7 protein-coding genes are annotated in these 13,895 nt (G+C 70.3%); 2 read left to right on the top strand and 5 right to left on the bottom strand.

All coding sequences use genetic code 11. The features are described 5' to 3' along the window. Positions 1–10: 10 nt before the first annotated feature. The gene (locus tag P7L68_RS09290) at positions 11–1,285 is read left to right on the top strand and encodes a sorbosone dehydrogenase family protein (protein ID WP_372004404.1); all 1,275 of its coding nucleotides are present in this window, start codon (positions 11–13) and stop codon (positions 1,283–1,285) included. Positions 1,286–1,396: 111 nt separating this feature from the next. After that, positions 1,397–3,136: a hypothetical protein gene (locus tag P7L68_RS09285; protein WP_372004401.1), complete on the top strand. Its 1,740-nt coding sequence runs from the start codon at positions 1,397–1,399 to the stop codon at positions 3,134–3,136. A gap of 12 nt (positions 3,137–3,148) precedes the next feature. Here the strand turns inward: P7L68_RS09285 and P7L68_RS09280 are convergent, their stop codons facing one another. The 5 genes from P7L68_RS09280 to P7L68_RS09260 form a co-directional block, all read right to left on the bottom strand. Continuing rightward, a complete protein-coding gene (locus tag P7L68_RS09280) occupies positions 3,149–4,609 on the bottom strand; it encodes a sigma-54-dependent transcriptional regulator (RefSeq protein WP_372004399.1) in 1,461 nt (486 codons plus the stop codon). A gap of 145 nt (positions 4,610–4,754) precedes the next feature. Further along, entirely contained in the window at positions 4,755–5,495 is a 741-nt protein-coding gene (locus P7L68_RS09275) for a hypothetical protein (RefSeq protein WP_372004397.1), read from the bottom strand. Positions 5,496–5,611: 116 nt separating this feature from the next. Continuing rightward, on the bottom strand, positions 5,612–6,838 hold the full coding sequence (locus P7L68_RS09270) for an O-antigen ligase family protein (RefSeq protein ID WP_372004395.1): 1,227 nt from the start codon (positions 6,836–6,838) through the stop codon (positions 5,612–5,614). Positions 6,839–7,045: 207 nt separating this feature from the next. After that, positions 7,046–7,966 (bottom strand): hypothetical protein, encoded by a 921-nt coding sequence (locus P7L68_RS09265; RefSeq protein WP_372004393.1) that lies wholly within the window; start codon positions 7,964–7,966, stop codon positions 7,046–7,048. 280 nt (positions 7,967–8,246) lie between these two features. After that, a complete protein-coding gene (locus P7L68_RS09260; protein ID WP_372004390.1) occupies positions 8,247–13,886 on the bottom strand; it encodes a DUF3320 domain-containing protein in 5,640 nt (1,879 codons plus the stop codon). Between the last annotated feature and the right edge of the window lie 9 nt (positions 13,887–13,895).

Raw genomic sequence — 13,895 nt, 5'->3', positions numbered from 1 at the left:
GGGAAACGCCATGACCGCCACCACCTCCATCGCCCGGGCCGGGCTGACACTCGGCCTGGCCCTGTGTCTGGCAGGCCAGACCGCTGCCGCCGCCGATCCGGCGCCGGGAACCCGGCTTCGGGTCGATGCCGATCGCCTCCCCGCCCCGGGCAATGCCCCAAGCCCGGCGAATTCGCCGCAAACCATCGACCGGCCCGAGGGGGCGGCCCTGCGCGTGCCCGAGGGCTTTCGCGCCACCCTTTTCGCCGAAGGGCTGGATCATCCCCGGGTGATGACGGTCGCGGCCAATGGCGATGTGCTGCTGGCCGAGAGCCGGGCCGGAAAGATCACCCTGCTGCGCGACGGCGACGGGGATGGCCGGGCAGAGGTCCGCGAAACCCTGATCGACGGGCTGGCCCGCCCGCACGGCATCGGCTTGCGTGAGGGCACGATCTGGGTGTCGGATACCAACGGGGTCTGGCGCTGGCCCTATAGCCCCGGCGACACCCGCATCACCGCCGACCCCGAAGCCATGACCCCGCCCGATGCGCTGGGAAGCGCCGGCGGCCACTGGACCCGCGGCCTTCAGCTCGATCCGGAGACCGACGGCTTCTGGGTCTCCGTCGGTTCGCGCGGCAATGTCGGGGTGGAGCCCGAACCCCGGGCCACCATCCGCCGCTTCGACCGCCCGGGGGATGCAGGCCAGAGCTTCGCGACCGGACTGCGCAACCCGGTAGGGATGGCTCTCCATCCGACGACCGGTGACTTGTGGACCGTGGTCAACGAGCGCGACGGGCTGGGCGACGATCTGGTGCCCGACTATCTGACCCGGGTTGAGGAAGGCGGCTTCTACGGCTGGCCCTATGGCTGGCCCGGTGCCGGTGGCGACCCGGTGGTCCAGCCCGGGCTGGAGGGGCAGGACGAGGGGCGGTTGACGCGTATGATCACCCCCGATTTGCGTTTTCAGGCGCATTCTGCACCGATCGGACTGACGTTCTACGATGGCACAATGTTCCCGGAACGATACAGCGGCGGAGCCTTTGTCGCCCTGCGCGGGTCCTGGAATGCGGCAGAGCCCCGCGGCTATGTCGTCGCCTTCGTGCCCTTCGACGCCGACGGCACACCGGTGGATGACGGCGTCTACGAGGTTTTCGCCTCGGGTTTCCGCCTGGACGACGGCGGGCGCGGAAGTCCTGCGCAGGTATGGGGAAGACCGGCCGGAGTGGCGGTGGACCGCGCCGGTGCCCTGCTGATCGCCGATGATACCGGCGGCACGCTTTGGCGTGTTGTCACCACCGGCAAATGACCGGATTTTCAAGCTGATTGCGCAGTGATATGCCGGCGGCATGGCACGGGGTTTGCCAGAAGAGGGGCAACCGGACCACATGGTTCGCCCCTTTTTCGAGCGAGACCCCCCATGAGCGCGCTGATCGGCATTCTGAACGGCAAACCGGTCGGTGACCGTTTGCATTCTGCACTGGACAAGCTGGACCCGGCACGCATCGTGCGGCGTGACACCCGTATGTTCGCCACGCTTGGTGCCGCAGCCGGTCTGGCCGCGATCGGCCCGGAGCTTCCGGGTGAAGTCTCCACACGCCCGGATGCCCGGCTGATTCGCCTGGGGCAGGCGACTCTTGGCATCGTCGGCCCTGCGCCTGCGATCTGCCGGCTGGGGCTGGGCGACGGCCTTGTGGAGCCAAGCCCCGCCGATCTGCGCCGGAACACCGCACTCGCCGGGCTGCTCGCCGATCTGGATCAGCGAGACCACAGCGCCGAGCTGTCGCTGCGCCGGCTGATGGACCGCACCGGCGGCGACATGTCCTTCACCCTGCTGATCGACGAGGATCCCCGCCGGATGTTCGTCGCCCGCGGCGAGACGGCGCTGTGCTTTGCTGCGGGTGACCATACCGGCCTGGTTGCCAGTGACGAACGCCTGCTGAGCGGCGCCGATCCGGTGTCGGTGGGGCTGCGTCCGGGCGACGTCGCCACTCTGTCGGCCGACCGGGTCAGGGTCACCGACGCCTGCGGCCGGGTGATCGCGCGCCGCATCGGCCCGCCTGCCCGGCCGGCCGATGTGCCGCCGATGCCGGCAGCCGGCCGTGATCTCACCGCTCATGATCTGGATCATCTGGCCCGGGCGGTGCGCCTGGCTGCGGGGTTGGTCGCCCCCGAAGCCGCCCCCCTGCCGGTGTCGGCGGCAGCCGGCATCCACGGCCGCATCGCTTTCAGCGCCGCCCCCCCGCTGATGCCTGCCGCAGCCGCGGCGGCCGATCTTTGGCGGCGCTGCTATGGGCTGGAGGTGCTGGTCCGCCCGACCTGGGACGGCGCCCGCCCCTATCTGCCGGTCGATCTCGCGATCATCCTGCCCGAACCTGCCGAAACGGACGGGGTGCAGGATCTGGCGCGCCGGCTGCGCCAGGGCGGGGCCCGTTCCGTGGCCATGCTGGTGGCCGATACCGGAGCCGCCCCTGTCGCAGGCGGCCTGGATGTCGCCTGGCGGCTGCCGCTGCCGCGCGAATACGGCGTGGCGCCCACGCTCTCGGCCCTTGGCCTCATCGCCGGTCTCGCTGCCGTCGGATCGCGCATCGCAGCCCTCGGCAACGGCGCCCCCCGGCCGCGGCCGGGGCTCCAGGATGCGGGCATTGCGCCCCGGGTCATCGCCCGCGTCCTGAACGCTGCCGCCGATCGCCTGGCCGCACCGCAGCCGATCTCCCTGGCCGAAGCGGCGGCAGCCGAGGTCGAGCGGATCGCCGGCCGTATGATCGCCAGCGGCCAGCGCCGCCTGGATCTCGATCTGGCGGGCCCGGTGTTCGACCCCCGGGTCTCGGGCGGGATGGCGGAACTCGCCTGCACGCTCTTCGCCGAAATTGCACAGGTGATCTGCCAGCCATTGCAGGACCATGGCCCGATCGGGCGCCCATCGCCCCAAGCTGACGGTCATACGACATCGCGCGCCCTGGCGGCGGCACCATGCCTCGCCCCCACCACGCTGATCGGGACTGCTGCCGGCAGCGAGAACGCCGCCACGCCGGCCGGGCTTGCGGGGGCGATGATCCTGGCTGCCGGCGGGGCAATGCGCACCGCCCATGCCTTCGCCCGGGCCAGCGGCGCCGCTCTGGGCCGCCCCCGTTGCCTCACCGGGCTGCGCGGCAGCTGACCACCGGGCGGATCAGTGATCCGCAGGCGCCTCGGACCAGGCTTGACGCTTGCGATAGATGGTGGAGGCGCTGATGCCGAGCAGGGCGGCGGCACGCGGCACATTGCCGCCGCAGAGATCGATTGCGCGTTCGATAGCCAGGCGCTCCACCTGCCAGAGCGGCCGGATCTCGCCCTCCGCGCCATAGATGCTGGGGGAGTCGAGATCGCCCGCGTCGTCGATCTCGCCATCAGCGACCGGTTCGAAATCGAGTTCAGGCGGCGGTGCACCCGCCGTGGCCGCCCTGAGCGACAGCGCCTCGGCTTCGCGCAGTTGGGCGGGCAGCATGTCGAGAGTCAGGACCTCGCCGTCGTTCAGTACCACCGCACCGTGAAGCACGTTATAGAGCTGGCGGATATTGCCCGGCCAGCGATAGGCCGCCAGCGCCGCTTCGGCGGCGGCATCGATGCGACGGAATCCCTTGCCTTCAAGAGCCGCGAGATCGTCCAGAAGATGGCGGGCGATCAGACGCACGTCATCGCCGCGCTGGCGCAGCGGCGGCAGATGGATGGGCACGACGTGCAGGCGGTAGTAGAGATCCTCGCGGAAGCGTCCGGCCTCCACCTCCACCAGCGGGTCGCGATTGGTGGCGGAAACGATGCGGATATCGACCCGCTCGGTCACGCCCGAGCCGACCTTCTGAAAAGCCCCGGTCTGGAGGAAGCGCAGCAGCTTGCTCTGCAGCGCCAGATCCATCTCGCAGACCTCGTCCAGAAACAGCGTGCCGCCATGGGCGCGGGTGGCAGCCCCTTCCCGGTCGGTATGGGCGCCGGTGAAGGCGCCACGGACATGACCGAAGATTTCGCTTTCCATCAGGTCGCGGGGGATGGCGGCACAGTTGAGCGCGACGAAAGGCCCGCGGGCGCGCGGGCTGCGGGCATGCAGCGCTTCGGCCGCCAGCTCCTTGCCGGTGCCGCTTTCGCCGGTGATGAAGACCGAGGCGCGGCTCTGTGCCGCCCCTTCGATGATGCGGTAAATGCCCTGCATGACCAGCGACCGGCCGATCATGCCGCAATAGGCCTCGCGCTCGCCGATGCGGTCCACCAGCCGGGTGAGCGTGCCCAGCGCCAGCGCGTTGCGCACCGTCACCACCAGGCGCTCGGGCGGGAACGGCTTCACCAGGAAGTCGTGGGCGCCGGCGCGCATCGCCTCGACCGCAACATTGACCGAGCCATGGGCGGTCACCACCACCACGTCGCAGCCACCCCGGCGGCGCAGATCGGCCAGAATATCGAGCCCGTTGGCGTCCGGCAGGCTGAGATCCAGCAGCACCAGCGCCGGCGGTGTCGCCGCAATCCGTTCGAATGCGGCTGCCGCCGTCCCCACGGCCACGGCAGGAATGCCGGCGCCACGGAGCTGTTCCGCGTAAAGGCGGGCCAGAAGGGCGTCGTCCTCGATGATCAGAACTTCCGATGCGCTCTCGTCCGCCACCATACCGCCACGTCATCATACTGCCCGATGCGGTGACCATGGGTCCCCCCGGCCACCCGCAAAACAAGGCTAGCAGAAGACCGGGGCGCGGTCAGCGTCCACGACGACACCCGCATCAGGTGTAGGGCCGCGCCACATGGCGCCGGTCTCAGTTTCCCGGCGTGTCGAGCACCGGCTCCCGCGCGGTCGCAGCTTGCAGAAGCCCGGGATCCGCGGCAGCCGACAGCTGATCGAGCAGGGCACGCGCCGGCGCATATCCGCGCGCGACGGCACGGCGGCATCGGGCCACCGCTTCCACCATGTCCGGCGGGTCCCCCGCAAGCGCACGCAGCGCCAGGGCGTGATCGGCTGCCCCGTCGCCGGCACGCGCCGCGCGGAGCAGGCGGGCCCGCGCCGCGTCGGCATCGCCCCCGGCGGCGCGGCCGTCGAGCTGCATAAGGGCAAGCCCGGTATCGGCGGCGACGATGCCCGCGCGCGCCGCCCGTTCATACAGCAGCGCCGCTCGCGCCGGATCTCCCGGCAGGGCCGGGCCTGCGCCCTGGTCCAGCAGGCGAGCCAGGTTGAAGGCGGCGCGGGCGTCGCCGGCATCGGCGGCGCGGCCATACCAGGCGGCAGCCGCCGCCGGATCTGCTTCCCCACCCTGCCCCTGTTCCGCCATCACCCCCAGGTAAAAGGCGGCACGGGCATCGCCGGCCTCCGCCAGCCGGCCGAACAGGCTGCGGGCGGTGGCATAGTCGCCGGTTTCCCAGGCATGGGCAGCGGTGGCGAAGCCCTGCGGCGGCGTCCAGGCCAGGGCCGCACCGGCCGGCATCATTGCCACCAGGCCGATCACGACCGCCCTGCGGAGTGCCGTCTGCACCCCACGCCCCTTCACCCTGGCCAGCCTCATGTCACCCCCGATACGCACCCCGTCCGGTGCCAATAGGTACTCTCCCGCGCAGCTACTATTCCGCAAGCGGCTGAAGGGATGCAAGCCGGAGCGGGAGGGTATCGGCCGGGTGGGGATCAGCCGGCGTGGGATCGCCCGGCCGGCGCCGCCGTCGCGCACCGGGTCGCCACCCGGCTGACCATCAGCCCGACCAGGGACCAGAACACGACGCCGTTCCAGTTGTTGAAGAAGCCGCCATGGGGCACGATCGGCCACAGCGTGAGCAGCATGCCGAGCCCTGCGCCCATGGCCACCGGATCGACCTTCTGTCTGCGGAAAGCCGCCACAAAGGCGCCAAGCAGCAGCAGAAAGATTACGATGCCGATCACCCCATGCTCTGCAAACATCTCAACATAGGTGTTGTGCGGATGAGTGGAGCAGAATTCCAGGTAGTTCGAATAATCGGCACCGCGGAATTTTATGTTGGAAGAGCGGATCTCCGGGCAAACATCCCGGAAATTCTTACCACCAGCCCCGATTACCGGTGACAGCTCGCCGACTTCTACGCCGGATTGCCACAGCAGGCCGTAGGATGTGATCGACAGGCGCGACAGGGTATCCAGGGTCGAGGTGATCTGCCGGTCGAAGGTCGCTGGCGAGGCAAGATACACGCCGACGCCGCCGACAAGAGCCGTCAGCATCGCATATCTCTTGAACCGCCGGATGCCGGCGATCGGCACGGTGAAGATGAAGATCAGCATGCCGAGGCCACAGAGCAGGAAGGCGCTGCGTTCCCCCGACATGACGATCGCCAGCAGCACCACAAGCAGGCCGATGCCGACCGGGATCAGCCGCCGCGTGGATCCGGCCGTTGCCCAGGCCAGGGCGAAGCCCAGGCAGGGGAACATCGTTTTGGTCAGGAAGATGCCGATCTTGCGGTCATCGAACGGGCCAGTCAGCCGCAGGGGATGCGAATAGCTCTGGACGACCCTGGTCGCCCAGTACCATTCCACCAGCGCCCAGGCTGCGCTGAACAGAACGATCGCCAGCAGAACCGCCATATAGCGGTCGCGCCATTTCGGCTCGGTCAGCAGCCAGAAGCCGAGTGCCGCGGCAAGCATCGGGAATCTGAGGAAGGTGATCCCGCGCCCGAAGGCTTCGGACACGCTGGCCAGCGCGAAGGGCGCCGTTGCCAGCATGAACACCCAAAGAACGAGCGCCAGCCGGAACCACCACGCCTGAAGCGCAACCGTGTCCCGAGTGACGACGACATGGACGAGGAACAAAAGCGCAATCAACGAGGCGCCCACATCGGTCGGCCCCGGCCCCAGGATCATCAACAGGGGCAAGATCAGCGCAATCATGCGTCCCGCGGTTCTGAGGTGATCCTGCACCTGCGCGCCCGCGGAACTCATATCATGTCGGGACAAGGTCATCCTCTCGGGCGAAATCCGGCTGGAGAGATATGGAAGGCATTGCCTTATATCCCGGATCCACCGTCGACGCGACGTTCTGATTGCTCGCTTATCCCGGATTTTACCCGGACGACCTCGCTTCGCCGGCAGAAGCCGTCAGGCGCCCAGCTTGAGATCGCCAAGCCCGGCGCCGGCAATGCCCAGCCCGTCCATGGCGGCGAAGCCGAAATGGCGCACCTCGCCGCCGACCCAGACTTTGAGCCCGGAGCGGCTGGCAGCACCGGTCTCGGAGACGACCAGCTCCGCCCGGGCCTGAAGGGCCACGACCGGCGCGTTGAAGCGCCCCTGCGCCACCGCGACCGGGCGCAGGCCCCCTGCAAGGCCACGACGGGCAAGCGTGCCGACCAGGGCTGCCACAGCTTCAGGTCCAGGGGTCTCTTCGGTGCGCCCGGCCAGCGGGTCGAAAAGGCGCGCGATGAAATCGGCCCCGCCCATCTCGCCATGGGCCGGAGCATAGGCCAGCACCGGCGCCTGCTCGTGGGCGGCGCTCCAGGCGGCAAGGCGGGTAAAGGCAGGGCGGATGGCGCCGAGCGTCGCAGCATCCTCGATCGGCACCAGCAGGATGCGGCGGCGGGTCGCGGCCAGGCCGAAGGGCATATCACCCGGCACCCGCATCGGCGGCACGCCCAGAGCCGCGAGGACCTCGGCACCGTCGAAATGGCCGACGATCTCATGAGAGAGCGTCGCGCGATAGCGCAGCCGGCCGTCGGCCTCGCGCAGCACCGGGATCACCCGGCCGCCGGTCTCGAAACGGATCGGGCCGCGGCCGTCGCGGCCGAGCAGGACATGGGCAGCCGCCAGCAGGCCGGTCCCGTCCACCTCCTGACGCATGCCGTCGCGCCAGACGTCGAGCCGGGCATCGGCCTTGAGCGAGGGGGTCACGGCAACGGTCGTCGTCGCCGGTTCATCCAGCCTCGTCGCAACCTCGCAGGCATTGTCCGCACCCAGGATCACCACCGCAGACACGCCGCCCTGGCCGCTCCGGGCATAGAGCCGCACACGATGCAATTCCAGCATGGGACCGCTTCCCCTTGTGAGAGCGTGGCGCATTCCGACCGCTGACGCTCGTCCACGAATGCCGTCGCCGCCGTTGATCGCGTTCATTCGACACCCGCTCATAATAGGCAAGAACCAGACCGTGATTTCAACTTTCAATTTAATAGACATGACATACAGTGCCGGCCTCACGGGCCGTCCGCCGCCTGTCAGCGTCCGCGGAGGGTGTACCATGCCGCGGAAGTCATGGCTGTGATCGAACCATTACAACTTCCGGTCAGATCTCCAGGTCACGGAGATGTCACGGCGCCGGGTCGGCCGCGACGATCAGCCCGTCGCGCTCCATCAGCCGGCGGCCTTCCATCAGCCGGCGGATCTCGTCTTCTGTCACCGACCGCAACCCGGCACTCAGCGAGCGGAAGCCCAGCATCCGGGCGAGCTGGCGCTGCATCTCCTCGCGGGTGACGCCCAGATTTTCGGCCGCGATCCGCATCAGCCCGGCCTCGATCTCGGCCGGCGGCAGCAGTTCAGGCTTGCGCAGACCGGCCGAGGTCACGGCGCTGCGATCGCGGATACGCACCGCCTCCCCCGGAAGGCTCAGGAACCAGCCCTCCTCGACCAGATGGCGGCGGCGGATGGCATAGGATGCCGCGGCGCGCACGGCGGCCTGGATGCGGGCCCCGGCACGGCCCAGCCCCCAGGCATCGCGCAGCCGCGCCGTCACCTCGTCCAGATGCACCGGTCCTTCAACCTTCACCACCGCCATCACCATCGGCGCCAGCTTCGCCGGCGTCACCTGATGCAGCTCCATCCCCTGCAGCTCGGCCGGCACTTCGGGGTCTGCCTCGACATAGGCGGGGGTGAGATGTTCCTCCTCTGCCGGCAGGTCGTCCGCGCGGCCCTCAAGCCCCAGTTCCGCAGCCAGCGCCACATCCTCAGGCATGATATCCGCAGCCGCGGCCGGGCCGCCGTCGCTCCGGGCCTCCAGTATCTCGCGGGCCCGGGCGATGGCCGCCTCGACCGCCGTCAGCTGCCCCTCGGGGCGCGCGAACCAGTCGGCCGACCAGATGCGATGGATGATCCAGCCGTGATCCTCCAGCACCGCCTGGCGCAGCCGGTCGCGATCGCGGGCCGAGCGTGCGGCGTGATAGCCGGCGCCGTCACATTCGATGCCGAGCAGATAGCGGCCGGGCCGGTCGGGGTCGACCACCGCCAGATCGATGAAGAAGCCGGCAAGCCCGACCTGTTCATGGACGATGTGGCCGCGCGCCCGCAGCGCGCCTGCGACCTGTTCCTCGAAGACGCTGTCGGCCGGGCGACCCGATCGGCGGGCGACCTCCAGGCTGCCGGTGCGGGCATAGCGCAGGAAGGTCTTGAGCGCCGCGACGCCGCGGCCGCGCGCCCGCTCCAGATCGATGTCCTCGTCCGTGATCGAAGCGAAGACCCGGCAGAGCCGCTTCGCCCGGCTGATCAGCACGTTCAGCCGCCGCTCACCGCCCTCTGCCCCAACCGGACCGAAGCGCATCGCCATATAGCCCTGGGCATTACGGCCATAGGCGACCGAAATGAAGATCACGTCGCGCTCATCGCCCTGGACGTTTTCCAGGTTCTTCACGAAGAAGGGTTCGGCCGGATGGGCGTTGAAGAAGGCCTCGGTCTCGGGATGGGCGCGGCGCAGGGCTTCCAGCTCGTCCAGGATCGCCCGGCGCTGGCGCACCGAGAAGGTCGCGACGCCCAGCGAGCGATCGGGGGTGGTGCGGGCATGTTCGATAACCGCCGCCGCCACCCGGCGCGCCTCGGCGGGGTTGGTGCCGCTGCCGCCGGTCTCGAACACGCCGTCGGCCACATGGATGAAATCGAGCCCCAGCCCGGCCTCTCCGGCATAGGGGCTCGGCACCACATGCAGCCGGTCCTGATAGAATTCGTGATTCGACACCGCGATCAGCGACTGATGCCGGCTGCGGTAATGCCAGCGCAGCATGCGCTGGGGCAGGCCACGGGCGACGCAAAGCCCCAGAATGCTTTCGACATCGGCGATCCGGGTGGTCTCGTCCTCCTCGTCCGCTTCCGCCGCATCGGCGGTCATGCGGGCGAAGAAGGCGGTGGGCGGCAGCTGGCGCTCGTCGCCCACCACCACCATCTGCCGGCAGCGCGCGATCGCCCCCAGCGCATCGACCGGCTGGATCTGGCTGGCCTCGTCGATCACCAGCAGGTCGAAGCCGATCCGACCCGGTTCCAGGAACTGGGCGACCGACAGCGGGCTCATCATGAAGACCGGCTTCAGCGCCTGAACCGCCGGTCCGGCCTGGCTCATCAGCTGGCGGATCGGCATGTGCCGGCGCTTCTTGGCAAGCTCTCCCCTCAGCACGCCGACGGGGCCGAGCCCGTTGACCCGCGGCCGGCCGCGGGCATGTTCGGCCCGAACTTCCGACCGTGCAAGGTCGATCCGCGCCCGGTCGAGCGCCGCGAAATTTCGCACCAGCCCGTCCTGGGCTGTGCCGTCGAAACCGGCCAGCGCCGGCTCGGCCCTGGTCATCGCCTGCCAGATCGCCTCATAGGCCGCCATCCCGAAGGCCGGCATCACGCCGGCCCGGTCGAGCCGGCCGTCCTCCAGCCGGTCGACCAGCGGTGCCAGACCGGCAGCGCGTGCGGCACGTGCCGCGGCGACGATCGCGGCCCAGGCGGGCAGCCCCTCGGGTGCCGCCAGCCAGCCGCGAAGATGGGCCGCCAGCACATCGAGATCCAGATCCGGAATGCCGGTCTCCCCGAACATGGCCCTGGGATCGAAGGCGAGCCTGGACCACAACCCGACCACCTGGTCTACGATGCCGTGGCCGGCCTCGACCAGCGCTGCGGTACGGCTGCGGAGCCCGGCACGATCGGGCGTACGTGCCGCCAGCGCGCGCAGATCCGGCTCCGCCGCCAGCCAGGCCGCCGCCCGGGCGATGGCATCCCAATCCGCCACCGCCCGATCACCCGCCGGCCAGAGCGGCCCGAAGGCGGCACGGCCGGTGACTGCGGCATCGGCAAGCACGGTCTCGCGCCGGCGCATCTCCAGCAGATCGTCCAGGGCGGCGAGCCGTTCGCCGGCGGTGCCCGCCGGGGCGGCGAAGGCCATGTCGACCACGGCCTCGGCGGCAACCACCGGCGGCAGGGCCGGTGCCGCCAGCAGGGCCCGCTGCCCTCCCAGATCCGTGCCGAGCAGGGCGGGGGCCGCCGCCCCCAGATCCTCCGCCAGCCGGTCTAGATCGTCACGGACCGCCGCAACCGCCGCCGCGAGACGTGCGGCCAGATCGCCGGCAAGCGGCCGGTCGGCACAGGCTGCGGCGGTCCGGCGGGTCGCGGCGTCGCCCGCCGGGCCGTTCACCCAGGCCAGCATCGCCTCCAGCCGCTCGGGCGCGCTGCGCGCACCGCGCCAGACCGGGCCGAAAGCGGCACGGCCCAGGGCGTCGCCCGCTTCTGCCCTTGCCGCCGCCGCCTGACCGGCAATCACCCGGTCGAGCAGCCGGATCAGTTCGCCATCCTCGGGCTTCGGTCCGGTCAGGATCGATTTGACCAGCCGGTTCGCCCGCCGCCAGCGGCCGCTGAAGATGCGGAACAGGCTGCCGCCGGCCTCGGCGATCGCCTGTCGGGCCTCGGCCAGCCCCGTCGACCAGGCGGCCTCGGTAAAGATGTCTCCGGTCGCCAGACGGGCGTCATGCGCGGCACGCACAGTCTCGACCAGATCGGTGAGCGCTGCCCGCTCCTCCTCCCAGACCCCGGCCGCCAGCTGCTCCGCCGGCAGATCCGGGGCTTCCGCCACGGCCTTGCCGCAGCCGGTCAGCGCCTCGGCCTCGCGCAGGGTTTCCGGCACCGGCAGCCCCAGATGGCCGGCCAGTCGGCTCGCCGCCTCCACCACCGCCGGCAGCGCCGCCGTCACCCGGGCCAGCCGGTCGCGGGCCGCCGTGTCGAAACCTGCGGGCAGGACGGTCAGCCGGTCGCGCGCCGCCTGAAGATCAGCGATCGCAAGTCCCGCCGCCGCGGGCGCGAGCCCCGGCCTCAGCCGTGCCGCCTGATCACGCAGCGCAAGTCCGGTCCGGACCAGCACCGCCACATCGTCGGCCGCCACCGACCAGACCGGATCGAGGAACACCGCGGGCGGCAGATCAGGTGCCGCCGCCAGCCGTTCCGCCCGGGCCAGCAGCCGTCCGCTGCCGTCGAGCGTGACGGGGGCCGGCACGTCCAGCAGCGCGGCAATCGCGCCCGCCTCCTCGCGCCAGCCGGCGAGCCCGCGCTCCAGCGCCGCGATCTCGGCCAGCCGGCGGTCGGCATCCAGCGGGCTGATCACATCCAGCCCCACCCCGCGCCAGGGATGGGTCGCGGGCGGGCCCTCCGCCTCGATCCGGCGGGCGAGATCATCCAGCGTCGCGGCAAGGGCCGCGCGTTCGGCAGCGCTCCAGCCGGGGGCGGCTTCCGCCAGATCGAAATCGGCCGGTGCCACCCCGGCAGCGCGCAGACGCACCAGCTCGCCGATCACCTGATAGGGCGTCAGCCCCGTCGGCTCCAGTTCGCGATGCAGCCGTTCGGCATGGGCATTCAGCTGCGCCCGGCTGCGGCCCAGGCGATGGAACAGGGTCTCGTCATCACCGATCCTGGGCGTGCCCAGCTCCCAGCTGCGCTTCAGATCCTCCAGCACCGCCCGTTTGGTCGCCTTGTGGCTGTGCAGCTCCAGGCAGATCTCGCCCACGCCGGCCTGATCCAGCCGGCGCTTCACCACTTCCAGCGCCGCCATCTTTTCGGCCACGAACAGCACGGTCTTGCCGTCGGCGACCGCGGCGGCGATGACATTGGCGATGGTCTGCGACTTGCCGGTGCCGGGCGGGCCCTGGATCACCAGATCGCGGCCGCGCCGCGCCTCGTGGATCGCCAGCGTCTGCGAGGCGTCGGCATCGACGATATGCACCAGATCCTCGGGCCCGATCAGCGGATCGACCGGCACGTCCTCATCGAAATCGACATCCTCGACCCCGAAACCCTCGTCCAGCAGGCCGCGGATCAGCGGCCGGTCGGTCAGCGGCGCATCCGCGGGCCAGACCGCCGGATCCAGGTCGCGATACATCAGGAATTTGGAGAACGAGAAGAAGCCGAGGATCACCTCGTCGGGCCGGACTTCCCAGCCCTTGCGGCCATGAACCGCCTCGGTGACCGCCGCGACATAGGCCGTGAACGGATCGGTCTCGCCCTCGGCTTCCGCGTCGAATGCAGGCAGGGTGATACCGTGTTCGCGGTCCAGGAAGGCTTCGAGCGACAGATTGGTCGCGACGTCCTCGGGCCGTGCCGCCAGCCGGAAACGCTCGGTGGCGCTGCCGCGCTCCAGCTGCACCGGCACCAGCACCAGCGGCGCCCGGCGCAGCTGACCGCCGGCGGCAGGATCCGTCCAGACCAGCGTGCCCAGGGCCAGGAACAGGATGTTGACGCCCTGCTCTTCCTCCAGGGTGCGCGCATCCAGGTGCAGATCCAGCAGGCGGCGCTGCAATCCTTCCGACCCGAGACGGGTCTGGAGCTTCGTGTCGGTGTGGCGGGCGGCCGGGCCGCCTGGATCCGCAGCCAGGTCCTCAGGCTGCGTCAGGGCCGGGACATCTCCCTCCGCCGCAGCCTCTTCCGCCGGATCGTCCCCGGCCTCGCGGCCGGGCAGGAAGGAGAAGCGCCGCCCCTCGCCCACCAGCAGCCGGTAGATTTCGGCCGCACGCTCGTCGACGATGTCGAGCATGCGGCTGCGCCGGGCCTGAGGCAGGTTCAGCAGGCGGTTGCGCGCCGAGAGATCGAGCAGTTCCATCCGCGCCCGATCGAGCTTCGCCGCCAGCGGCAGGCTGCCCCGGAAGACCGACGCCTCGTCGGAGGCGGGCGAGACGGGAGCGACCTGGGGGATGGGCTCGTTCTCGGGGGACACCGTTTCGCTCATCTCCGCTCA

Origin of the sequence: Tistrella mobilis (genome assembly GCF_041468085.1) — a bacterium.
Lineage (GTDB): Bacteria > Pseudomonadota > Alphaproteobacteria > Tistrellales > Tistrellaceae > Tistrella > Tistrella mobilis_A.
The sequence above is the reverse complement of the archived record's forward strand: the minus strand, read 5'-3'. Positions and strand labels throughout refer to the sequence as shown.

What these genes read in the sequence shown, in the direction of transcription:
- P7L68_RS09290 (WP_372004404.1), top strand. Translation starts at nt 11, where the DNA reads ATGACCGCCACCACCTCCATCGCCCGGGCCGGGCTGACACTCGGCCTG.
- P7L68_RS09285 (WP_372004401.1), top strand. Translation starts at nt 1,397, where the DNA reads ATGAGCGCGCTGATCGGCATTCTGAACGGCAAACCGGTCGGTGACCGT.
- P7L68_RS09280 (WP_372004399.1), bottom strand. Translation starts at nt 4,609, where the DNA reads ATGGTGGCGGACGAGAGCGCATCGGAAGTTCTGATCATCGAGGACGAC.
- P7L68_RS09275 (WP_372004397.1), bottom strand. Translation starts at nt 5,495, where the DNA reads ATGAGGCTGGCCAGGGTGAAGGGGCGTGGGGTGCAGACGGCACTCCGC.
- P7L68_RS09270 (WP_372004395.1), bottom strand. Translation starts at nt 6,838, where the DNA reads ATGATTGCGCTGATCTTGCCCCTGTTGATGATCCTGGGGCCGGGGCCG.
- P7L68_RS09265 (WP_372004393.1), bottom strand. Translation starts at nt 7,966, where the DNA reads ATGCTGGAATTGCATCGTGTGCGGCTCTATGCCCGGAGCGGCCAGGGC.
- P7L68_RS09260 (WP_372004390.1), bottom strand. Translation starts at nt 13,886, where the DNA reads ATGAGCGAAACGGTGTCCCCCGAGAACGAGCCCATCCCCCAGGTCGCT.